General features: G+C 50.7%; 16 protein-coding genes and 1 pseudogene. 7 read left to right on the top strand and 10 right to left on the bottom strand.

The genetic code is table 11. The features are described 5' to 3' along the window. Positions 1-69 precede the first annotated feature (69 nt). From ACXIZX_RS00410 to ACXIZX_RS00400, 3 genes are all read right to left on the bottom strand, one after another. Positions 70-1107, bottom strand: a complete 1038-nt coding sequence (locus ACXIZX_RS00410) for an XdhC family protein (RefSeq protein ID WP_479403385.1) — start codon at positions 1105-1107, stop codon at positions 70-72. A gap of 89 nt (positions 1108-1196) precedes the next feature. Beyond that, complete coding sequence (locus ACXIZX_RS00405) at positions 1197-1586, bottom strand: thiol-disulfide oxidoreductase DCC family protein (protein ID WP_479403435.1); 390 nt, start codon at positions 1584-1586, stop codon at positions 1197-1199. Between the two features lie 165 nt (positions 1587-1751). Continuing rightward, positions 1752-4103, bottom strand: coding sequence for a phosphoketolase family protein (locus tag ACXIZX_RS00400; protein WP_479403384.1), 2352 nt, complete (start codon positions 4101-4103; stop codon positions 1752-1754). Positions 4104-5256: 1153 nt separating this feature from the next. Here ACXIZX_RS00400 and ACXIZX_RS00395 point away from each other — a divergent pair. Both ACXIZX_RS00395 and chaB read left to right on the top strand, forming a co-directional pair. Next, positions 5257-5427, top strand: a complete 171-nt coding sequence (locus ACXIZX_RS00395; protein WP_479403383.1) for a con-10 family general stress protein — start codon at positions 5257-5259, stop codon at positions 5425-5427. A gap of 442 nt (positions 5428-5869) precedes the next feature. Beyond that, entirely contained in the window at positions 5870-6103 is a 234-nt protein-coding gene (gene chaB / locus ACXIZX_RS00390) for a putative cation transport regulator ChaB (RefSeq protein WP_479403382.1), read from the top strand. Positions 6104-6269: 166 nt separating this feature from the next. Here the strand turns inward: chaB and ACXIZX_RS00385 are convergent. The 3 genes and pseudogenes from ACXIZX_RS00385 to ACXIZX_RS00375 form a co-directional block, all read right to left on the bottom strand. Further along, a pseudogene (locus ACXIZX_RS00385) lies at positions 6270-7432 on the bottom strand (IS3 family transposase). Between the two features lie 515 nt (positions 7433-7947). Next, complete coding sequence (locus ACXIZX_RS00380; protein ID WP_479403381.1) at positions 7948-9732, bottom strand: thiamine pyrophosphate-requiring protein; 1785 nt, start codon at positions 9730-9732, stop codon at positions 7948-7950. 216 nt (positions 9733-9948) lie between these two features. Beyond that, a complete protein-coding gene (locus ACXIZX_RS00375; protein ID WP_058974064.1) occupies positions 9949-10470 on the bottom strand; it encodes a type 1 glutamine amidotransferase domain-containing protein in 522 nt (173 codons plus the stop codon). Between the two features lie 645 nt (positions 10471-11115). Here ACXIZX_RS00375 and ACXIZX_RS00370 point away from each other — a divergent pair. From ACXIZX_RS00370 to ACXIZX_RS00360, 3 genes are all read left to right on the top strand, one after another. Further along, entirely contained in the window at positions 11116-12126 is a 1011-nt protein-coding gene (locus tag ACXIZX_RS00370) for a TIGR04086 family membrane protein (RefSeq protein ID WP_479403380.1), read from the top strand. Positions 12127-12514: 388 nt separating this feature from the next. Beyond that, the gene (gene katE, locus ACXIZX_RS00365) at positions 12515-14779 is read left to right on the top strand and encodes a catalase HPII (protein WP_479403379.1); all 2265 of its coding nucleotides are present in this window, start codon (positions 12515-12517) and stop codon (positions 14777-14779) included. A gap of 519 nt (positions 14780-15298) precedes the next feature. After that, positions 15299-15697, top strand: a complete 399-nt coding sequence (locus ACXIZX_RS00360) for an H-NS family histone-like protein (RefSeq protein WP_058973799.1) — start codon at positions 15299-15301, stop codon at positions 15695-15697. A gap of 496 nt (positions 15698-16193) precedes the next feature. On the opposite strand, the gene ACXIZX_RS00355 is transcribed toward ACXIZX_RS00360, so the two are convergent. Further along, on the bottom strand, positions 16194-16454 hold the full coding sequence (locus ACXIZX_RS00355; protein ID WP_058973800.1) for a hypothetical protein: 261 nt from the start codon (positions 16452-16454) through the stop codon (positions 16194-16196). A 141-nt stretch (positions 16455-16595) separates the two neighbouring features. Further along, positions 16596-16808, bottom strand: coding sequence for a hypothetical protein (locus ACXIZX_RS00350; protein ID WP_058973801.1), 213 nt, complete (start codon positions 16806-16808; stop codon positions 16596-16598). An 860-nt stretch (positions 16809-17668) separates the two neighbouring features. Between ACXIZX_RS00350 and ACXIZX_RS00345 the strand changes: the two genes are divergently transcribed. Together ACXIZX_RS00345 and ACXIZX_RS00340 are read left to right on the top strand one after the other, a co-directional pair. Then, on the top strand, positions 17669-18937 hold the full coding sequence (locus ACXIZX_RS00345) for a DUF2254 domain-containing protein (protein ID WP_479403378.1): 1269 nt from the start codon (positions 17669-17671) through the stop codon (positions 18935-18937). Positions 18938-19061: 124 nt separating this feature from the next. Beyond that, positions 19062-21056, top strand: coding sequence for a BCCT family transporter (locus ACXIZX_RS00340; RefSeq protein ID WP_058973803.1), 1995 nt, complete (start codon positions 19062-19064; stop codon positions 21054-21056). A gap of 76 nt (positions 21057-21132) precedes the next feature. On the opposite strand, the gene ACXIZX_RS00335 is transcribed toward ACXIZX_RS00340, so the two are convergent. Further along, the gene (locus ACXIZX_RS00335; RefSeq protein WP_479403434.1) at positions 21133-22539 is read right to left on the bottom strand and encodes a TrkH family potassium uptake protein; all 1407 of its coding nucleotides are present in this window, start codon (positions 22537-22539) and stop codon (positions 21133-21135) included. A 130-nt stretch (positions 22540-22669) separates the two neighbouring features. Next, positions 22670-23818 (bottom strand): Na+/H+ antiporter NhaA, encoded by a 1149-nt coding sequence (nhaA, locus tag ACXIZX_RS00330; RefSeq protein ID WP_479403377.1) that lies wholly within the window; start codon positions 23816-23818, stop codon positions 22670-22672. Positions 23819-24115: the final 297 nt, after the last annotated feature.

The raw sequence follows: 24115 nt of genomic DNA, 5'->3' as shown, positions 1-24115 counted from the left end.
AACCGTATAGCAAAGTCCTTCTGTGCAGCGATCCGTTGCTTACGCCCTGCTCCGGTTTTGCTGAACCGTTTAAACCTGCCTGTGGGCTTGCTCAGCATAGCCATCCTCTCCCTCTTCTGAGCGACCGATTGGCTTTATGGAATCAGTACGGTCGTATTTATAGCGAACGATATCGGCCATGATCGACAAGGCGATTTCAGAAGGCGTTTTACTGCCAATATCCATTCCCACTGGTGCGTGTATGCGCTCTAACTGCAGCGTGTCGAGATCACCAAAGGTCTTCAGTCGCGCTTTACGCTGGAGGCTGTTACGTTTTGACCCCATCACCCCGATATAGAAAGCCGGCAAGTTCACCGCCTCCATCAGCGACAGGTCATCAATGCGCGGATCGTGCGTCAGCGACAGGATAGCCGTGGCCTGGTGGCACCCTTCCCGCTGAAGATACGCGGCGGGAAACTTTTCAATAAGGTGAACGCCCGGATCCAGTAGAGATGCCTGGCTTGCCAGCGTTTCGGGGCGGTGTTCGCAAACCAGCGTCTCAAAGCCCAGCGCCACGGCGAAATTGGCACAGAACACGGCGACGCTCGATAACCCGCAGATAATCACCCTTGGTGGGGTTGAGAGGGTGAACGTAATTATATCTCCCTGCTGCAGGGCGGTAGTGCTACTTGCGTAGGGAATATGTTCCAGCTCCCGACAGGGATAAGGAAGCCGGATCGTCTTCCTGAGGGCGGTGGCACCGATAAGCGCCTCAGACATCTGCTTAAAGTATTCGACCGACCGGGTGCCGGCCTCAACTCTTTCCACCAGAATATTCAGCACTCCACCACAGGGCAGCGCGATGCCGGGCTCAAGTCCACCCTCTCCGTAGCGCACCACCTGGCTTGACGCCGCAAATGCCCCCTGCTGAATACGCCGGATAAAATCCTCCTCAACGCATCCCCCTGAAAGTGAACCGCAGGTTAAACCCTCTCTACTGATTACCATCATGGCACCCGGTGGTCGGGGAGATGACCCGTAGGTGCTGAGTACGGTACAGAGCCAGACTTCATGCTGGCCTGCCCATTTGCGGCCGGTTTCCAGAACCTGTAGATCAAGATTATGCATTCACCTCTCCGGGTTATTAACGCAACAGTCAGGAGCTATCCGAATCAAAGGATAACAGGATGGATCCATCTGAAACACGGCAGACATATTCACTGATTTAAAAAGCGGTCGGGACGGTCAGACTCTGGGGTGCGCAGGGAATCGTAACGCCCAAATACGCGATAGCGGTTTCGGGCAACACAATTATAGAGCGAGTCGGTGACCGCCAGGGGCATAAAACGCAGTAAAGCCAGAAGTCTCCAGGGCCAGGGCAGAAAGCGCATAATGCGGAAGATAGCCTCAGATCGTACCCAGTATCGCTGCCCGTCGAAAAGGACAATGGTATGGATGCTGTCTGCTGACATACCGATATGCTCCAGCAGCGTTCTCCCCTCGTGGCTCTGAACCGGTGCGAATCTTACGTGCGGGGGCAGGCGATGAGACAGTAAAAAACGGACCCAAGCGTTGCAGAGTTTACAGACGCCGTCATAGATAACCACCAGGTCGCCTTGTATCAGAATGGGAACGGGCTGTGACACAGTATCCTTATCGTTTTCGGGCACGGACTGGAAATACCCTGTCTGCTTTCAGGCGGATATACCCAGATCAAAGTCTAGCAGCCACGCAGTCATCCGGTATTTCGCTAAAGCTTCATGCAACACGCGTCAACCTGACCAGATCCAGTCACGCACTTCAGGTACATCCTCGCCGTGTTCACGCACATAGCGATGATGTTCAGCAATACGTTCCTGCAGGTCATCCAGTAGTTCCGGGTGGCGTTCGGCCAGCCCCGGCACGTGCAGAATGGCGGCCTGCGCCAGATGATAGCGGTCGAGCTCGTTGAGCACCGTCATATCAAATGGCGTGGTGGTTGTGCCCTCTTCGTTAAAGCCGTGCACATGGAAATTGCGATGATTATTGCGCTGATAGGTCAGCCGATGGATGAGGCTAGGATAGCCGTGGAACGCAAATATCACCGGTTTATCAGCCGTGAAAAGCGCATCAAATTCGGCTTCGGATTTGCCATGGGGATGCTGCTCCTTTGTCTGCAGCGCCAGCAAATCGACCACGTTCACTACCCGCACGCCTAACTGAGGCAGATAGCCTCTCAGTAGGTCCACTGCCGCCATCGTCTCCATGGTCGGGACGTCGCCTGCACAGGCCATCACCACGTCAGGTTCGCCCTCACAGCCTGCCCAGCGCCATTCGCCCATTCCGGCTTCACAGTGCGCAACAGCGCTCTTCATATCCAGCCACTGGGGGGAAGGCTGTTTGCCGGCCACGATGACATTGATCCTGTCCCATGTTCGCAGACAGTGATCACCGACCCACAGCAGCGTGTTGGCATCCGGAGGAAGGTAGATTCGTACAATGTCAGCTTTCTTGTTCGCGACATGATCGATAAATCCCGGATCCTGATGGCTGTAGCCATTATGGTCCTGCCGCCAGACATGCGAGGAAAGGAGATAATTCAGTGATGATATCGGTTTACGCCACCCCAGCTTCCGGCTGACTTTCAGCCACTTGGCGTGCTGATTGAACATCGAGTCGACAATATGGATAAAAGCTTCGTAACAGTTAAACAGTCCGTGTCGTCCTGTGAGCAGGTACCCTTCAAGCCAGCCCTGACACTGATGTTCACTGAGGATTTCCATTACCCGACCATCACGAGACAGCTGTTCATCGTAATTCCTGACCGGCTCCATCCATGTGCGCTGAGTGACGTCAAACACTGGCGAGAGGCGGTTCGAGGCAGTTTCATCCGGACCAAACAAACGGAAATTAACGGCGTTGCGTGTAAAAATTTCGCTGAGATAGTGGCCGAACTGCTCAGTAGCTTGCCCACTTGTGCTGCCCGGCTTGCCGGTCTTGAGCGCAAAGTCCTGTATGTCAGGTGTGTTAAGTTCCTGACGTAGTCGCCCTCCATTAGCATAGGGCGTCGAGCCCATCCTTTTAGCGCCCACAGGCGCCAACGCACGTAGTTCTGGTCTGAGTTTGCCACTCTCGTCGAACAGCTCCTGAGGCTGATAGCTGCGCATCCACGCTTCAAGGATCTGTCGGTGGCCTTTATCCTCCCGGCAGCCGGATACCGGCACCTGGTGCGCACGCCAGAAATCTTCGACTTTCTTACCATCAACTTCTTTTGGTCCGGTCCAGCCCTTAGGGCTGCGCAAAACGATCATCGGCCATCGCGGCAACGAATCAGGGGAACTATTGCTGCGGGCACGTTGTTGGATGTCTGCTATCTGATTAAAAACGGTATCCAGCGCCTTGACCATTTGCCTGTGCATATCCGCAGGTTCATGCCCGCTGACAAATACTGGCTGATAACCATAACCACTGAACAGCTGATGCAAATCTTCATCACTGCTGCGGCCGAGCAGCGTGGGGTTGGCTATCTTATATCCGTTGAGATGCAGAATAGGCAGTACGGCACCATCGCGCTTCGCATTGAGGAATTTAATGCCGTGCCAGCTCGCTGCCAGCGGACCGGTTTCTGCTTCTCCGTCACCGATGACGCAGGGGACAATTAAATCTGGATTGTCGAAGGCGGCACCGAAAGCATGTGACAGTGAGTAACCCAGCTCCCCTCCTTCGTTAATCGAACCCGGCGTTTCGGGTGCGGCATGGCTGGGGATGCCCCCCGGGAAAGAAAACTGCTTAAACAGGCGCTGCATGCCCGCAGCGTCTTCGCTGACGTGCGGGTAGATGTCACTGTAGCTGCCCTCAAGCCAGCTGTTCGCCACCATGCCCGGGCCACCGTGCCCGGGACCACATACGTAAAGCAGGTCCAACTCGCGCTGGCAAATGATGCGGTTAAGGTGGGCGTAGATAAAGTTCAGGCCGGGCGTCGTTCCCCAATGCCCGAGCAGACGCGGTTTAATGTGCTCTGGAAGCAATGGCTCACGTAGTAGTGGATTGCCCATCAGGTAGATCTGACCGACTGAAAGATAATTGGCGGCCCGCCAGTAGCGATCCAGCAAATCAAACTCGTTTGCTTCGTTAAAATTGCTCATGTCGTCCCCCGTGGCTTGCCTGTCTACTTAACCCTAATAGAGGAATGCCAATGTCGCGAGCCAGACGGATGCGGGAATCTGGACTTTAATCCTTAATCACCCCTTATTACAAACGTCAACGCAGAACCCCGTACCGTAAATGGTATGTACTCGAGCCATTTTTCAGTCTCGTTATCAGAGCTAAACCTTTCCATGAGCTATCATGGTCAGTTCCATGGCTGTCGCTGAAAGTTATGATCAACAACCCCTAAGCGTCAGCACCAAACTACTGACGCTTAGGTCCAGGACTTCACCCCCTTCACGTCGCAAGCGCCTTAAAGCCTACTGGTTATTTAATGGGTGACTAAAAAGGTCTACGAAAAGTGACTCCCCACTCTTTCAAGCGTTGTGTGAAAAAGTCGCTTGATTTAAGTCTCATCGAAGCATTTCCTTATTCTATTAAGATGAAATCTGAAGAATATAGGATGAGGTAGGCTGAATGTTAACTATCATTTCGATAGGCAGTGTACATTTCGAGGCAATCTCAACGGCTAAATGAAGATTTAAGTGGAGGAAGATTAATAACATTAAGTCGAGTAGGTTCGGCTGGAATGTTTATACCCTCCATGGAAATAGAAACTGGCTGGATCCTTAGAAAAATCTATTATTGGATGGCTTAATCTGCTTAAGCTGAAACGAAAACCAGTTCATTCAGTTAATGATATCTGACCGGCAGATTTTGCTAACGGTAATGACTGCGAGTTCAACGCAGTTATAAATCAAATAAATTATACCAGATCACTCCACCCTGGTTACCAGTTGGCAATCAACAATCTTTTGCCCGGCGGGCCTAGGATATCATCCTCTTTAGACCTGAGAAAATGAAAAAATCCCGCCGAAGCGGGCGCCAAATAAATGACAACACCAGGGAAAAACGTATCACGCTAAGGTTTGCTCTCATCCGGGAAAGCATTCATTAGCTTCTAAATACATTAGTATAAATTAAAGAGTCCAAGTGAAAACCTTAGATTTAGCTATGAAATAAACTATAAATTAAGAATATTCCTAAACTTATTAAAGCGAAGCGTTAATAGATCTCATCTATTCTTGCGCCGTCTCGCTGAAGCGCTATTCTTTTTTTGCACATTGTGTAAATCAAAATCAGGAGGTAGTTATGGAGACGTACAAAGGCGGCGCTGGTAACTTCGCTTCAGATCGTGAACGTGCAGCCGAAGCAGGTCGTAAAGGCGGTATGATGAGTGGTGGCAATTTCAGGAACGATCCCGAACGAGCCAGAGAGGCTGGCCGTAAGGGCGGAAAAATAAGCCGACGAAACAAAGCCTAAAACAAGGCGGCAATGCTGACACCTGTTTGACATTGCTGCCAGCCTTAAGGCAGATATATCTCGTCACACCCAAAAAATACAAAAACCGCGTTTCTAGAATCAGATCTCCGCAGATGGATTACTCTGTGTCTGGTTAATTCTGCAATGTAAAAGAAATCATTTCTTCCCCTGCTTCAGCCTGTTTACAGCCCCAGGCTTAAAGGATTAAGGACTGTCAATTTTCAAGATGATAACACTTAGATCAGGTTTTAATAATAGTTAAATCTTTCATGTGTGGGTTCCAATACAGCCACTTGACTGCTACTCATTTACTTCCCTTAAAGAGAATGTCATGTTTAATGGTATCCAAGATTATGTGGCAGATGACTTCTTACTAGTCTGAATCACTTGAAAAAAAACTCAGCTGCACCAGAATATTAGATGATATTAACGGAGGTTAAACATGCCCTATAAATCACGAAGTTCACTACCTGACAGTGTAAAGCATGTTCTTCCTGCACATGGGCAGGACATATACATCGCGGCATTTAACAATGCGTGGGACGAGTATAAGGACAAAAAAGACAGGAGTGATAACAGCTCGCGGGAAGAGGTATCTCATAAGGTTGCATGGGCCGCTGTTAAACATAAATATGAGAAAGGTGATGACGATAAGTGGCATAAAAAATCATCTTAAACAAACAGGTTAATTTAGCATCAAAAGAAATTGATTAACTTGAGGAGCATTATCAATGGAATAGAATAGTCTTCATTTTTGGTTCTTCATGGCATGCCATGTAAGGCGTATTATCAAGATTGAGTACATGCTTCGCTGATCCTACCCACGTAATGTGGACACGGCCCTAAGCGAGATTCAGATTTTCAAATTGTTCCGGGCTGAGTCCCCCACAGGCACTGTGGCGGCGCCACCGATTGTAATCACACTCGATATAATTAAACACCGTCGTCCGCATCATTTCCCGGCTGATAAAGCGTTCACCGTGGATACATTCGACTTTCAGTGAGTGGAAGAAGCTTTCCGCACAGGCATTATCGTAACAACAGCCCTTTGCACTCATGCTACCGCGCAGGTTATGCCGCTTCAGCAGCGCCTGATAATCCGCTGAGCAGTACTGCCCGCCACGGTCGGTGTGAACGATGACATTTTCCGGGCGCTTACGTCGCCACAACGCCATCTGTAGCGCATCGCAGGCCAGCTGTGCCGTCATCCGCGATGACATTGACCAGCCGATAACAGCACGTGACCACAGATCGATGACGACAGCCAGATATAGCCAGCCTTCATCAGTACGTAAGTAGGTGATGTCACCCGACCATTTCTGGTTTGGACCGCTGGCGTAAAAATCCTGCTTCAGCAGGTTCTCCGACACCGGCAGGCCATGCTCGCGGTAACTGACCGGGCTGAACTTCCGTGAAGCTTTCGCCCGAAGCCCCTGACGACGCAGGCTGGCTGCCACGGTTTTCACGCTGAAGCGGTAACCCTGAGCATGCAGTTCATCGGTCAGGCGCGGTGCGCCTTAGCGCTGTTTTGCCCGGTGAAAAGCCTCGTGCACGGCGCTGTCACAACTCAGACGGAACTGCTGGCGTGAGTTTGGCCTCGCACGCCGCTGAGCCCACGCATACCAGCCGCTGCGGGCCACCCGGAGGACGCGACACATGGCTTTGATGCTGAACTCAGCCTGATGTTTTTCAATAAAGACATACTTCATTTCAGGCGCTTCGCGAAGTATGTCGCGGCCTTTTGGAGAATGGCCAGCTCCTCGTCCCGTTCCGCCAGCTGGCGTTTGAGACGGGCATTTTCAGCAGCGAGTTCATTTTCACGCTCAGAGGATGAGAGCTGTTGCTGCTGTTTACTGCGCCAGTTATAAAGTTGCGATTCATACAGGCTGAGTTCACGGGCTGCGGCAGCAACACCGATGCGTTCAGCGAGTTTCAGGGCTTCACTGCGAAATTCAGGGGAATGCTGTTTACGGGGCTTTTTGCTGGTTGATACTGTTTTTGTCATGTGAGTCACCTCTGGTTGAGAGTTTACTCACTTAGTCTCGTGTCCACTATTCGCGGGTAGGATCACGCTTACTATAAATTTATTTTTTAAGCGAAGCCCCAAACAGTCAAAAAAAACCCGCCGTAGCGGGAGCAAATTATTACAGGGGGAAATTCATTTTAAAATTCAAATTAACCGTAACATCTTAAGTTGTAACAGACCATGGATTTAACGTTAAACCTTATATATCGAAATCGCTTTGAGATGATTCCTGGGTAATTTGAGTTAAGTAGGGTAATGCTTCACTGGAGTGCACCCTTTTTCGTAGACATTCGCTGTCCTCAGCGAGAACTCTAGCTCACTCCACTCCGCGTCATGGTAGCTGATCACCCCATAATCTCAGATACAAGGAAGAGCAACGCGTCTTGGCTCAAAGGTGCTCGCTTAACTCAACTAACATTGCGTGATGAAAACGTGTTAACCGCTCATCGCCAAGGCAGAATTCATCCATGCGTAACCAAACTGCATACATGGTTTCATTTCCGCTTGCTGGTGAACAACTGATTCGCCGTATCCTTAATGACCTGAGACGCACCACGATCGCCTTTTGCCATTGATGACATAAACGCCTTGGCTTGCTTGAAGGTGATGTGTGGCGGAAGCGGGGCAACTTCCGGATCGGTTTTAACTTCCAGTACTACCGGCCGGTCAGCACTGAGTGCCCGTTGCCATGCGCTGGCAAGCTGATCGGGATTATCGACGTATATGCCTGACAGCCCCAGTGATTCAGCAAACTCCGCGTATTTCACATCAGGCAACTGTTGCGTGGCTTCAAAGCGCGGATTACCCTCCATGACGCGTTGTTCCCAGGTCACCTGATTGAGATCCTGATTATTGAAAACGCAGACAATCAAACGGCCATCTGGCCACTGCTGCCAGTATTTCTGAATCGTGATCAGCTCCGCCAAATTATTCATCTGCATGGCACCGTCTCCTACCAGCGCGACAACTGGACGTTCCGGATAGGCAAACTTTGCTGCGATGGCAAAAGGCACCGCAGCTCCCATACAGGCCAGCCCACCGGAGAGCGTGGCTCTCTGGCCCTGCTTCACGCGATAATCACGAGCGAACCAGTTGGCGCAGGAACCCGAATCAGACGTCACGATGGCATTATCAGGTAGCTGGGGGGACATTTCCCAGACTACCCGCTGCGGATTGACAGGGTTGGCAGGCGCCATGGCCCGTTCTTCCATCTGTTTCCACCAGTCCTGAACCTGCACAGCGATGTCTTCCTGCCAGCTGCGGTCTGTTTTTGGCTCAATCAGTGGCAAAAGTGCGCGTAAGGTTTCCGCGGCGTCACCATGGAGATGAACTTCACAGGGATAGCGTAAACCCAGCATGGCGGGGTCGATATCAATCTGCACGGCTCGCGTCTGTCCCTCTTTGGGCAAAAATTCTGTCCAGGGAAAACCGCTGCCAATCATGAGCAATGTGTCGCAGTTCTGCATCAACTCCCAGGAGGGTTTGGTGCCCAGCAAGCCGATTGAACCCGTCACGAATGGGGCATCATCGGGCAGCACATCCTTACCCAGCAACGCTTTTGCCACACCGGCACCCAAATGATTGGCCGCCTGTACCACCTCAACCGCAGCATGTCGTGCCCCGGAACCAATCAGTATCGCGACCTTTTTACCGGCATTGAGGACCTCTGCCGCCCGCGCAAGATCGTCTTCATAGGGGATGATTTTAGGTTTCTGATAACCGCTCCCCGAGTGGGTAAATCCATGAACATGAGGAGGTGACTGCCATTCCTCATCCTGAATATCTTTCGGAATGATGAGCACCGCTACCCCATTTTGAGCTTTGGCGATGCGGACACCGCGATCAACAAGGTGTCGAACCTGCGCCGGAGCGGCAGCTTCCTGCACAAAATTGGCCACATCCGCAAAAATGCGATCCAGGTTCATCTCCTGCTGATAACTGGCGCCTCGCGCCGTCGCTTCAGCCTGTCCGGCAATAGCCAGCACTGGGGCATGGTCCATCTTTGCATCATAAAGTCCCGTCAAGAGATGTGTAGCACCCGGTCCGCCGGTGGACAGGCAGACGCCAAGCTCCCCCGTAAACTTTGCGTGACCTGCGGCCATAAAGGCGGCCATCTCTTCATGTCGCACCTGGATAAATTCGATACCCTCGCCTTTCTCGTTCGCACGCTGGATAGCACCCAGCACGCCGTTGATCCCATCGCCCGGGTAACCATAAATGCGTTTCACACCCCATTCCTTAAGACGCTGGACAAAAAAATCACTGGTTTTTATGCTCATTGTTTTTCCTTATTCGGTCATGCAATCCGTGAGGATAGTTTTTAAAGGAAGGGGCCAGGTGCAACCGTGGAAGTGCGGTGGATTCGCTTTATTTCGCTACCCTTGATAGATGAATTTCAGGCGAACATTGCATGGTGAAGCACAATTTTGTGTTCAGGACATGAGTGGCCGCAATGGCTGGCGGCCAACTGTTAAGCTGCAGAGCACCCTTAAAACTCAGGCCGCATTGAGGATTCTCAGCGCTTCACGGTTAAACGCAGGCAGATCCTCTGGCGTTCGGCTGGTGACAAGTTTGTCATCATCCACAACAACCTCTTTGTCATAAAAGTCAGCGCCCGCATTACGCAAATCAATGGCGATAGCTTTAACGCAGGTCATCTTGCGACCGCGTACGCCGTTGGCACTGATAAGCAGCTGAGGTCCATGACAAATGGCAAATACAGGTTTGCCGCTGGCGACAAACTCTTTGGTGAAATTCACAAAACGATCGTCACCGCGCAGGGAGTCAGGTGAATGGCCGCCTGGCAGAAGTAATGCGTCGAACTCTGCAGGACTGACGTGATCAATATCTCTGTCGATTTTGACTTCTGCTTTACCCTGCTTACCTGTGACGGTTTTCCCCGCTTGCATCTCAATGGTCACCACCTCGTGGCCTGCTTTAGTATAAGCATCGGCGGGTGAGGTGAATTCGGAGTCCTCGAATTCATCGGTGATCAGTACCGCTATTTTCTTACCCATCTGTCTCTCCTTGCTTTGAAAACGCTGTGCGCTTGTGGCTCGGTTAATCCATAAAGCCTGGTCGCCATGACGTAAAAAACAAGCCAGGCGGTGGCAGTGATGCAGATGAACCTGTGAAAGTTAAAAACATCTGGCTGCAGAGACAGCGACAGCGCTATTTCATAACCTTTTGTTTGAGCGAGTTTATTTAAAGGTCGCGCTGATGTTTAGCACGTCATAATGTGCAGTTTTTTATATTATTTAGATGTTTAAAACGTGAGTGAAACCGCCCTAAAGTGCCGATTAAAAATTCCTCTGCAAAATAGTCACTCAAATGGGTTCATTGCTGAAACTGGCCGTCAAGTGGATAAGTGGGGAAAGCGCACAAGAAAAATGGAAAGTTTATACTCAGGCGTTATATTGAAAAGTGTGCTCCATTTTCCACTGTAAGGGTAATCAAGGATAAGGAATTCCCGCTCTGCTTCTTCCCGCTTCGGCGGGATTTTTTTTCCTGTTTTTCATCTCGCTGATAATTAATGCTCACCTCGTTTAACCAGTCAAGCAACCCAAAATAAAATTGGTGGCCTTGTTATTTAATGACTACGCTGAACTATAACATCTGTTTAAAGCTGTCGGATAATTATCATAAATTACCGGAGAAAGATCATGGCCGAACCCTGGGTAAATGATGGTGCAATCGTAACAGACTCTTATCGTGGCCTTCCGCTGAAGCGTATTTCATGGAGTGCTGTATTTGCAGGCGTTATCGCTGCGCTTATCGTTCATATATTATTAGGTTTACTGGGCACTGCTATAGGCGCATCCGTCATCGATCCTCAACAGGAAAATAATCCTCTTGAACACATTGGTACGAGTGCGCTGATATGGACAGGGATTAGCATGCTGCTGGCCATCATTTCAGGCGGTTACGTCGCAGGTAGGCTGGCGCAACGTGAAGGGGCCCTGCATGGTTTACTGATGTTTGGTGTCAGCACAATCATCACCCTTTGGCTTGCGTTTAGCCTCGCTACTAATGTCATCGGCGGCGCATTTAATATTCTTGGAGCCGGAGCGAGTGCTTTAGGAAGTGGCGTATCGGCCGTAGCGCCGTCTATTGGAAACATGGCCAAAGAGAAGCTTCAGGAAAATAACATTAATCTGGATCAGCTTCAAAATGAATTACAAACCACCCTTCGGCAGACAGGCAAGCCCGAACTTCAACCGGATAAGCTTCAGCAGGATGTCAGTAGTGAGGCCAATGGCGCAGAAAATCAGGCGAAAGCGACGGCACAAAACCCGCAAAATGCTGACAATGACATTGTGAACTGGGTCCGCGGGGTTATTAACCGTCATTCAGATACGCTTCAGGCAGCAGATCGGGAGGCGCTCAAGAACATCATTAAAGCCCGTACCGGCAAGAATGACCAAGAGGCTGAACAGATCGTAAACCAGACGGTTGAGAGCTACCAAAAGGCTGTGGCACAGTTTCAACAGCTGAAACAACAGGCCGAGCAAAAAGCACGTGAAGCTGCTGAAAAAGCCGCCGCAGCAACAGCTAAAGCCAGCTGGTTTACCTTCTTTGTATTAATTATCGAGGCCGTGTTGGCTGCTGTATTCGGACGGATTGGCAGAAAAACTCAGCCTCATACGGTTCTCACCACTGAAAGACCTCTCTGATATCGTACTCTTCTTCGAAAATTGAAGTGATGTTCCTGCCCAGCCCTGAAGAGCACAATTCTCAGGGCGAGTACGGGCATTATTTTGCGCGCTACATCTCTTTTAGTAGATCGCTAAAAAGTAGTTTTTAAATTGATTTATCGCCTCGCTTATTATTGAGCCCTGGAACGAGGAGTAACGCTTCACTTTAGTGATTCGACTATCAACTGCCCTCCCTCCCCTCCCGATTTTCTTATTTAACCCAAGCGGTTGCTGACATCCATTTAATCGCCGTCAATGCGTCATTTAAATAAGCGTAACGTGAGTAATATTGTGGCCGAAAATGGTCGATGTTTGTTTTTGACCTATATTTAGTGGGGTCAATAACTGCTGGAAAAGGAACAATACAATGTCGAAGCCAGGTAAAAATAAAGAACTAACGCATCGGGCCCCATCTAAAGGCCCGGAATCATCGCAGCCTTCACTGGGTTCTCTGGCACCTGCAGATGGGTCACATCAACCTGCAGCAGAACCGACACCACCGGGAAAACAACCTACAGCACCGGGAAGCCTTAAGGCGCCTGGAACGCAGAATCCTAAATTGAATCAACTTGAGGAGCACCGTAAAAATGGTGCTGATCAGTCACTCACGACTAATCAGGGAACAAGGATTGCCAATGATCAGAACTCTTTACGCGCAGGTGAACGAGGCCCCACTCTGCTTGAAGACTTCATCATGCGAGAAAAAATTACGCATTTTGACCATGAGCGCATACCCGAGCGTATTGTGCATGCACGCGGCTCGGCGGCGCATGGATACTTCCAGCCTTATCGTGCGTTAAGTGACCTGACCAAGGCGCATTTTCTGTCTGACCCGGAACAAATCACGCCCGTGTTTGTGCGTTTTTCCACAGTTCAGGGCGGCGCCGGTTCGGCTGACACCGTGCGCGACATTCGCGGGTTTGCCACTAAGTTTTATACCGAAGAAGGTGTTTTTGATTTAGTGGGTAACAATACGCCGGTGTTTTTCATCCAGGACGCACATAAGTTCCCGGACTTTGTCCATGCAGTGAAGCCGGAACCGCACAACGAAATCCCGCAGGGGCAATCGGCGCATGACACCTTCTGGGATTACGTTTCTCTGCAACCCGAGACCCTGCATAATGTGATTTGGGCGATGTCCGATCGCGGAATTCCGCGAAGCTATCGCACAATGGAAGGTTTTGGCATTCACACGTTCAGACTCGTAAATGCAGAGGGTAAAGCAACCTTCGTCCGCTTTCACTGGAAGCCTGTTGCAGGAAAAGCCTCTTTACTCTGGGATGAGTCGCAAAAACTGACCGGGCGTGATCCTGATTTTCACCGACGTGATCTGTGGGAAGCCATTGAAGCAGGTGATTTTCCGGAATATGAGTTAGGCCTGCAGCTCATTCCTGAAGAGGATGAGTTCAGGTTCGATTTTGACATCCTTGATGCGACCAAACTGATTCCTGAAGCGCTGGTGCCGGTAGAAATTGTGGGCAAGATGGTGCTGAACCGCAACCCGGATAATTTCTTCGCGGAAACGGAACAGGTGGCATTCCATCCAGGACATATCGTGCCAGGTCTGGACTTCACCAATGATCCTTTGTTGCAGGGCAGACTCTTTTCCTACACTGACACGCAGATTAGTCGCCTTGGCGGCCCTAATTTCCATGAAATTCCCATTAATCGCCCGGTTTGCCCCTACCACAATTTCCAGCGGCAGGGCATGCATCGCCAGGATATTGACACGAATCCGGCAAATTATGAGCCTAACTCAATCAATGATAACTGGCCGCGTGAAACGCCCCCGTCCGCCAAAGGTGGCGGTTTTGAGAGCTATCAGGAGCGCATTGAAGGGCACAAAGTACGCGAGCGGAGCCCATCTTTTGGCGAATATTACTCGCAGCCAAGGTTGTTTTGGTTAAGCCAGACGCCTGTCGAACAGCAGCATATCATTGGCGCCTATTCCTTCGAGCTAAGTAAAGTCGCCCGCCCCTATATTCGTGAGCGCGTGGTGGACCACCTCTTAAATATCGACATTGCATTAGCACAGGGGGTAGCCGAAAACCTGGGGATTAAATTAACTGAGAACCAGTTGAAAACGCCCCCCGCTCCAGAGGTCAACGGCCTGAAAAATGACGACAGCCTGAGTTTGTATGCGGTACCCAGTGGAGATATTAAAGGCCGCCAGGTTGCATTGCTGTTAAGCGATGGCGTGAAATCGGCCGATGTTCTGGCGGTTTTGCAGGCGCTGAAGGCTGCGGGTGTGCACACAAAATTGCTGGCAGCTCACATGGGACAGGTTCTGGCTGATGACGGTTCGGTATTGCCGGTCGATGCGACATTTACCGGACTGCCGTCGCTGACATTTGATGCGGTGTTTGTACCTGACGGTAATATTGATGCGCTGCTGTTAAGCGGGGACAGCCGCTACTTTTTACTGGAAGCTTACAAGCACCTTAAAGTCATTGGCCTGAGCGGAGAAGCGCGGCGATTCAAAGCGCAATTTGTATTGAAAGACGATGAGGATGAGGATGGCATTGTAACGGGTCAAAGCTCAGACAGCACCGTGCTCAATACCTTTATCGATGCAATGAAAGCCCATCGGGTCTGGGCGCGGAGTCCAAAAGCCCTGTCCGTCCCTGCCTGATTTCAGGAACACGAGTAACATCCAGCGCCAGATTTCTGGATGTTACTCATCTCCTGTACAAAACAGACTCGATTTGAACTCAGAAGAATCCCTCCGCGTAAGCCCCTCATGTGCGGATGTAGCGAAATAAAAGCTCATGAAATAATTCTACCTTGACAGAGCTAATGCGCCTAAAAAGCAGAAATGTCATTTGATTTATAGAGTGCTGATGCAGAAATCATATCGTAGGGAGCAGATGATAATTAACATGAAACTAGTTTAATCTTTGACTGCAAAATTGACATCAATTAGTACTGACTCGCAGATAAGTGCGAGGTTATTATCATTATGAGCGATGTAGATCAGGGATTTCATCTCAAATGAAAATTTGTCATAACTTAACGTTTTCAAGACTTTTAAAACACACTCAGTTGTGTTTTAATTTTAATATACATGCTGTAGGGATGCACCCCATTTATCTCACAGTGATTAATTTTTTAAATCCTAATCCGTTTAGATAAAAGATACCAGGAGATATTCATGAGTGATTCACTGAAGGCATTAAACAATATTCGCACGCTGCGCGCGCAGGCCCGTGAAATCGCGCTTTCCGATCTTGAAGAAATGCTGGAAAAATTCTCTGTTGTCGTGTCTGAACGCCGTGAAGAAAGCAGTGCCAGTGAGGCTGCTGCCCGAGAGAAAGAAGAAAAGCTGGCCAAGTATCGTGAGCTGTTGTTGAAGGACGGCATAGATCCGAATGAACTGCTGGGCTCAATGACACCTGAACGCAGAGTTCGTGCAAAGCGCGCTCCGCGCCCGGCTAAATATAAGTATGTAGAAGATGGTCAAGAAAAAAACTGGACCGGGCAAGGGCGGACACCGGCAGTAATCAAAGCGGCAATTGACGGTGGTAAGTCATTAGACGATTTCCTGATTTAAATACTTTGACTGTTTAATTCGAAGTAAAGGTTGCATCCAATAAAGTGGGGCTTATGCCCACTTTATTGATTTTTGTATTCGTTTGACCCTTTATGTGCAGATATATGAAGATAAATGTCCGATATTCTTCCCAGCCATTACGGTAGTCACGGATGTTGAATCCTTTTCTTGCTGCTTATGTTGTCATTCTTTCATGAAACAATTGAGATATTTTATTCGGTGGTACGCTTTGTTTCTTCAACTGAAAGCATAAATTTAATACTTGCGGGTCTTATAAAGTCTGTCGCATCAGCGGCGATGGTTGATGGTCACAACAACTCTATTCTGGTGGTCGGCAGTAGCGTGTTTTTCTATGCTTTAGGTAACGCGGCCTTCCCGATGACAAACTCGCTCCGGGCCTGAAAACGATGGAGCCAAAGTCATGAGAACGCAGAATAATTCAATCGCAACACGCTCTACCCGTATCTTCTTGATGATGCCCCCTTCGTTACACCGTTTATTCCGGATTCGATAACAGAGCTAAAACTCTTTTTCTGATTTCGTCAGCATTGTCTTCTTGACCAGGGTGATTGAACTTCACCAGGGGGGCCGAACTTTTCTCTGGTTCGTATGAATTGGCCAGCAAGCCAGGGTCACCACCCATCTTATCTATCACTGAGGACAGAACAGTGATGGCAACCTTAGATGCATAAAGATCGAGATGTAGGTCATTAATAGCCTGCTCGACGATTCCAATGCGTTCATTTATGTCAGCCATTTGATCTCCTGAAAGTTTGGGTAAGTCGATTTCAGTCTGAAAGCGTAAACATCTCTTTAATTCTAGCTCATCTAGAAAAAGAGGCTCTCATGGTCCTGCATCTACCCCATCGCAGTAAAAAGAAACCAAGCGAAACATATATCAGGAAGTATATACGAAGCGGTAAATTTTCCAGGGCCCAAGCGTTTTATCTTTACCTTTATTGTTGTCTGCCACGTATTCAATCTGGGGAGCGGGCACATAAATCCAGCCTTCAGAAATGACCAGCGCATCGGGTGTTATCAGCTTTTCATCCTGAACAAGCGTCTCCAGCCTGCCATCAGGCAGCAGTTTATCAACCGAACGTTTCTCCACATTTGAGAGATAAATAGTTCCTGCAGCATCGATGGCGGACCCACCGACAGAAGGAATATCCGCTACTTTTCGATACGCCTCTCCAGTGCATCGTTACTCAACCCGGTATCGTGTAATGATGCGGTGGGGATTCTGTAGAGGGGACCCGTCGGCGTCGCATAGTAAAGCCATTTGCCGTCAGGACTGACTTCAATAACATCAATGTGCACGCTGGGCCGTTTTCCGTTTTTATCCTCAAGAATTCGCCCCCTGTAACCTTTCTGGTCGATTCGTTCGGGTTTGCGCAGCAGGCTACTTCCAGACAGCCTTCGTATTGTTTTACCGGAAATTAGGTCGTGAATTAACAAACCACCCAGTCCCGAATCTGTGACGTATACATAACGCTCGTGTATACGCAGGTGTAATAGCCCCCGTTTGAACCGGAAAAGCCTCCCGTTTCGTTCTATATTGTAAGTTCACTCAGAACAGAACCCTAATCACGCTATGACTCATCGAAAACATGACCGAACAGGCCTGATTGGATGTGCCATCGGAACCGCTGTCATTGCCCTGGCTGCAAAAGGGCTCCCCATCAGCAGAGAAAATATTCTTTATGAGCTTGAGCACATGAAGGCTTCAACAGGAGATTTGCCAGCTAAGGCGATAACTCAGGACGCCGCTAAGTTGCTGCGTAAAACGCGCTGTGGCTGAAACGCAAAACTGGCGTGCGTGGCATGCTCCCGGGAAACGGCAGGCAATAGGCTGCCTTGCTTGCCATTCACCACAGAGATTCAGGAACGAAGATAACGTTGCCACTCGTGAGAAAGCACAGTTTTTATCTTCTCAAATTTTAAAGTTCTCTCAACATTCAGGATACAGGGATGTCAAAAACGCAGTGGATTCTGAGTCAGCTGACGCGACAGTTGTGGTTCCGAAGTACGCTTTTTGCTGTGCTTGCCGTTTTAACGGCGCTGGTCGCCATCGGCATTAAATCTTTTATCCCTGAACCGGTATCCGGCATCATTGGTACCGATGCCGTGGATAAGATCCTCGGCATTCTTGCGTCCAGTATGCTGGCTGTCACCACTTTCTCTCTGAATATCATGGTGTCTGCATATAACACAGCCAGCAGCAGCGTGACGCCGAGGGCGACCCGGCTGCTTCTGGAAGACCGCACGACGCAGAACGTTCTCGCTACCTTTATAGGCTCCTTCCTCTACAGCCTTGTGGGTATAGTGGCACTGGGTATGGGCGCATACGGTACACAGGGTCGGGTTGTCCTTTTCTTTGTCACGCTGATGGTTATCGTCATGATCGTCATCACGCTGCTACGCTGGATCCAGCATCTCGCGCAGTTCGGACGAATGGCGGAAACGTCCCAGCGTGTAGAAGATGCGACGGTAGCGGCACTTGCAGCCTGGATAAGGGATCCCTGCATGGGATGCTCACCCTGGCATGGCGAGGATGTTCGCAGCACTGATATCCCCCTTTATCCAGACTGCGTGGGTTACCTGCAGCATGTCGATCTGCAGCAACTTTCTGACTTGGCTGAAAAGCACAGCACATGGCTGTACCTAAATGCTCAGCCTGGCGCCTTTGTCCATTTAACGTCACCATTACTGTGGAGCCGTCAGACATTGTCCCCGGAGCAGTCAGGTGAACTGAGAAAGGCTTTCACGGTGGGAGAGCAGCGATCGTTCGATCAGGACCCGCGATTTGGGCTGAGTGTTCTGTCGGAAATCGCCTCGCGTGCGCTTTCACCCGCCGTAAACGATCCCGGAACGGCCATCGACATCATTGGCCGCGCTGTCAGGTTGTTCAGCCAGCCAGAAGAGGCAAAAGGCGCAGACACGCCCCACTTCCGGCTTTTCCTGCGGCAGGCTGATGTCAGCGACCTGTTTGATGATATTTTTACGCCTATCGCCCGTGATGGAGCGGCCCTGGTTGAGGTACATATCCGGCTACAGAAGGCGCTGATGGCGCTGGCGAATGTCCGACCCGAGCGTTACGGAACGGAGGCCCGGCGCCATTCCAGACAGGCACTTGAACGGGCAAATCAGGTTCTGACTTACAGTGGCGATAAACAGATCCTGGAGAGTCTGGCCAGCGAGTTTGCTGAACCGTCCCCCGGGAGCAGCACCAGCGGTTAGCCCCTGCAGCAGGCTGAAAGAAAGTACAGAACTGGTCAATTAGCGTTCGCTTGCTGGCGTAAGGGTTTTACTGTTCCATACTGATTGTTACATTTAGACTTCATTCAATCTGTACAGGAACGTTATGACCTCTCCCGAATCCGACCTGAAGGCCAAACGGAGCCATATCAATCCGCCGGTATTTTTCACATCCGCTGCGCTTATTTTTATCCTGGTGGCTTTTGCCGCCCTTTTCCCAGAAAAGGCTGATATTCAGCTAAGCGCACTGCAAAACGCGCTCTTTGCTAACGCCAGCTGGTTTTACATTCTTGCTGTTGCGCTTATTCTGCTGACGGTCGCGTATCTGGGGCTCTCCCGGTACGGGGATATAAAGCTCGGCCCCGATCACGCCGAACCCGACTTCAGCTATCACTCGTGGTTTGCCATGCTCTTTTCAGCCGGTATGGGCATCGGGCTGATGTTTTTTGGCGTGGCGGAACCCGTGATGCACTACATGGCACCGCCTTCCGGTTCGCCTGAAACGGTGCAGGCAGCAAAAGAAGCGCTGCGCATCACGTTCTTTCACTGGGGGCTTCATGCCTGGGCTATTTACGCCATTGTGGCGCTAATACTGGCCTTTTTCAGCTACCGCCACGGACTGCCGCTGACGCTTCGCTCTGCCCTTTACCCACTTATCGGTGACCGAATTTACGGCTGGATGGGGCATGCGGTTGACATCTTTGCTGTGATCGGAACCGTGCTCGGCGTGGCGACGTCGCTGGGCTACGGTGTGCTGCAGGTGAACGCGGGACTGAATCACCTGTTTGGCCTGCCGGTCAATGAAACCATGCAGGTGATCCTGATTGTCGTCATCACGGCGCTTGCCACGCTTTCTGTGGTGTCTGGGCTTGATAAAGGCATTCGCATCCTCTCCGAGATCAACCTGAGCCTCGCGGTGCTACTGCTCATCCTCGTCGGTGCGCTCGGTCCGACGGTTCTGTTGCTGAAATCGTTTGTGGAAAACACCGGCGGTTATCTTTCAGAACTGGTGACGAAGACCTTTAACCTGTATGCCTATGAGCCTAAGTCAAGCAAATGGCTGGGCGGGTGGACGCTGTTTTACTGGGGCTGGTGGCTGGCCTGGTCACCTTTTGTCGGGATGTTCATTGCACGTGTATCACGAGGCCGAACCATACGTGAATTTGTCACCGGTGTACTGTTTGTGCCTGCGGGGTTTACGCTGCTGTGGATGACCTTTTTTGGCAACAGTGCCATCTGGCTTATCATGCAGGAAGGGGCAAGAGACCTGGCTGAGACCGTTCAGTCTGACCAGACGCTGGCGTTATTTAATTTCCTGGAGCATTTCCCGTTCAGTTCCGTGCTGTCGTTTATCGCCATGGCCATGGTTGTGGTGTTTTTTGTCACGTCCGCAGACTCGGGGGCCATGGTCGTTGACACGCTGGCCTCCGGAGGCACGGATCAGACCCCGGTATGGCAGCGTATATTCTGGGCGGGGCTCATGGGCGTGGTGGCCGTGACGCTGTTGCTTGCCGGTGGCATGAAAGCGCTTCAGACGGTGACTATCGCCAGCGCCCTTCCCTTCGCCGTGATTCTGCTGATGTCAATTTATGGCCTCATGAAGGCGCTTCGGGTCGATGCCTGGAAGCGTGACAGCAAACAAATCGCGACCATTGCGCCCACGGCTGCCCGCAACCCCATCCCATGGCAGCGCAGGCTGCGTAACATCGCTTACTTCCCGAAGCGTTCACACGTGAAACGCTTCATGGCTGAGGTGATCCACCCCGCGATGGAAATGGTTGAGCAGGAGCTGGCAAAACAGAACACCGTTTCGCACACCCTGACCGATGCCGATGATGGGCTGCACTTTGAAGTTGATCTTGGCAACGAGCTGAACTTTGTCTATCAGGTCAGGCTGCGCTCATACATGCAGCCGGCCTTCGCGCTGGCGGGCATGTCCGACGCGGATCGGGATGAAGAGCACAGGTACTTCCGCGCTGAGGTTTATCTGAAAGAAGGCGGTCAGGACTATGACGTCATGGGCTGGACGCAGGAGCAGATCATTCACGACATTCTCGATCAGTATGAGAAGCATCTTCACTTCCTGCATATTGTTCGCTAGTCACGAATGTTATCGATAAGAGGCGCTGGGCGCGCCTCTTTTTTCACAAAAAACAAAAGATGATTGATGAGGCTTTTCACGATCGCCAGAAAAAGCGTGAACACAGGATGAGCACCGGATAGATTTCCAGACGCCCCATCAGCATCGCGGCACACATCAGGTATTTAGCCGTGTCGTTCAGCGTGCCGAATGTTGATGCCGTCTCACCGAAGCCAAGTCCCATGTTGTTGATGCAGGCAGCAACGGTGGCAAAGGAGGTCAGAAGATCATAGCCCATCATGTTCAGAAGCCAGACCAGAATCACCGTCACCGAAACATACAGAAAGAAGAAGCTCCAGACAGAACGAAGCACCCGGTCACTGACCACGCTGTTGCCCACCCGGACACTGAGGAGCGCGCGTGGATGCGCCAGCTGATGTACCTCTTGTCGACTCTGACGAAAAAGTACCAGGAAACGAAGCGCTTTAATTCCACCGCAGGTTGAACCCACACATCCGCCAAAAAAACTGGCGATTAACAGAAAGATGATGGTATGTGAGGGCCAGTTAGCATAGTCGGCTGTCGCCAGACCGTTATCCGTTATCATCGAGCTGGTCAGGAAGAAGGCATGGACCAGGCTGTCAGTAACGTTATACATACCGGCATGCCAGATTTGCCAGGCTGTGATTAGCACGATAACCGCCACAACCGTCAGGAAAAAGCGAAGTTCTGCATTATTTCTGAAGGGTTTGAACGTCCGTTTTATCAGCGCCATATACCAGAGGGTGAAATTCAGCGCGGACAGCAGTGAAAACACCCCGCCAACTATTTCAGCAGCATGGCTTTTGTAGAAGCCGAGACTTTCACTGTGGGTGGAAAATCCTCCCAGGGAAACCGTGGATAACCCATGACATACAGCATCAAAAATCGGTAGACCTGCTATCCAGTAAGCCAGAGAGCAGCTGACACCCAGGGCGGTATAAACCAGCCAGAGGCTTTTAGCGGTATCTGCAAGGCGGGGAGTGAGACGCTCTTCCCTGAACGGACCGGGCATCTCGGACTGATAAAGTTTCATTCCACCAATGCCCAGCAAGGGAAGCACCGCCACAGCGAGAACAATGACCCCCAGTCCGCCAATAAAATTCAGCTGGGCACGGTACAGGAGATAAGCTTTCGGGAGGGAACTGACACTTTCAACAACGGTGGCTCCCGTCGTCGTAATGCCTGACACGCCCTCAAACATGGCATCGGCGAAACTGAAACCCAGCGAATCATTCAGCCAGAAGGGCATGGCGCTGATGATCGAAAACAGCAACCAGAAAAGCACAATAATGATGAAGCCATCCTGAGTGCGCAACTGCAATCCGGGAGAACGGGTCATGACCCACACCCCCCCACCTCCGCTGAAGAAAAGTACAAACGTTGATAAGAAATCCAGGTAGCTTCGATCGCGATTAAACAGAGCAATCAGAGCCGGCACTAGCATCGTGAGGCTGTAAAGCATCACCAGAAAGCCACAAAGGTGGATAATGACCCTCAGTCTGGATGGCGCGTGCTGAAAAATGTTATCCACGGGAACTCCCGGAATGCAGGGATGCAAGCGAATTACCGGCCAGGCAGAGACGACAGAACAATTATGCTACCTGCTCACTCACGCGACGGAGTGTCGCCAGTTTCAGAAAAATCAGCCCGGCAATCGCCGACAATAATGAGCCTGCCAGTACACCGATTTTAAGCTCACTTTGCAGAACGCTATCGCCCGGGAAAGCCAGACCTCCGATAAAGAGGCTCATGGTAAACCCTATTCCACACAGAATGGCCACGCCATAAAACTGGATGGCCGTCGCCCCTTCAGGCAACCGCGCCATTCGTAACCTGATAAGCAACCATGAAACGCTGGCCACGCCCAGTTGTTTACCTACAAACAGCCCCAGTGCGATGCCCACCGGAACGGGGGAAAAGATCTGTTCAGCAGAAATGCCCTGCAGATTCACCCCGGCGTTCACAAAGCCAAACACCGGCACGATGAGGAAAGCAACCCAGGGCGAGAGCCTGACTTCAAGGCGAGTGAGTGGGGAAAATTGCGCACGAGCGCTGGCGGAGTGCGGAATGCAAAGCGCCAGAATGACGCCAGCCACCGTGGCGTGAACGCCGGAGTGATAAACGAAATACCACAGTAAAATGCCAGTGACCAAATAAGCAGACAGCGACTTCACCCCTGATTTGTTCATGATGATCAGGCATAACGTAACCATTGTGGCTCCTCCTAGCATCATCATACTGAGGCTGTGAGTGTAAAAGGCCGCGATGATGATCACCGCACCCAAGTCATCAATGATAGCCAGTGCGGTCAGAAACACCTTGAGTGAAGGGGGGACTCTGTCTCCCAGCATGGCGAGCACACCTAGAGAAAAGGCGATGTCAGTGGCTGAGGGGATGGCCCAGCCGTTCAGAGCCTGAGGATTGTCCTGATTAAAAAACATAAAGCAGGCCGCGGGAACCAGCATTCCTCCGAGTGCTGCGGCGCAAGGGAGGACGCGTTGATCCCACTGTGAAAGCTTGCCAGAGAGCAGTTCACGCTTAATTTCAAGGCCGACAAGCAAAAAGAAAACGCTCATCAGCACGTCATTGACAAGCTTTTCAGCCGGCCATCCCCCCACTGAAGCGTGGACCAGTTGATGATAGACACCTGCGGCGGCAGTGTTCTCCATGACGACTGCAGTAACAGAGAGCAGAATGAGCAATAAGCCAGGTGCCAGCGGGGAATGGAACAGTTTTTTCATAAAACGTTATCGTCCGGATGATAAAAAAGCGCACCTTACCATCTCTCCCCATGCCCTGCCATCACGACCAGAGGTGAGGTACGATGTCTGGTGATCGTCTGCTGGAGTGTTGTGTTTCGGTCCAGATACCCCTATCCATCACCAGAATGACGCTCAGAGAGATAACTCCGGATGAGGTTCACCGAGCCCGCGATTCGATTTCAGACATGAAATTCTTATCCGGATGAGAAATAGCAGAACATAAAACGCTTGTGTTAAGTCTGAGCACCGATTCTCTTTGATATAAAATTTTTAAAT

This window comes from Candidatus Pantoea symbiotica (assembly GCF_056491525.1).
The sequence above is the reverse complement of the archived record's forward strand: the minus strand, read 5'-3'. Positions and strand labels throughout refer to the sequence as shown.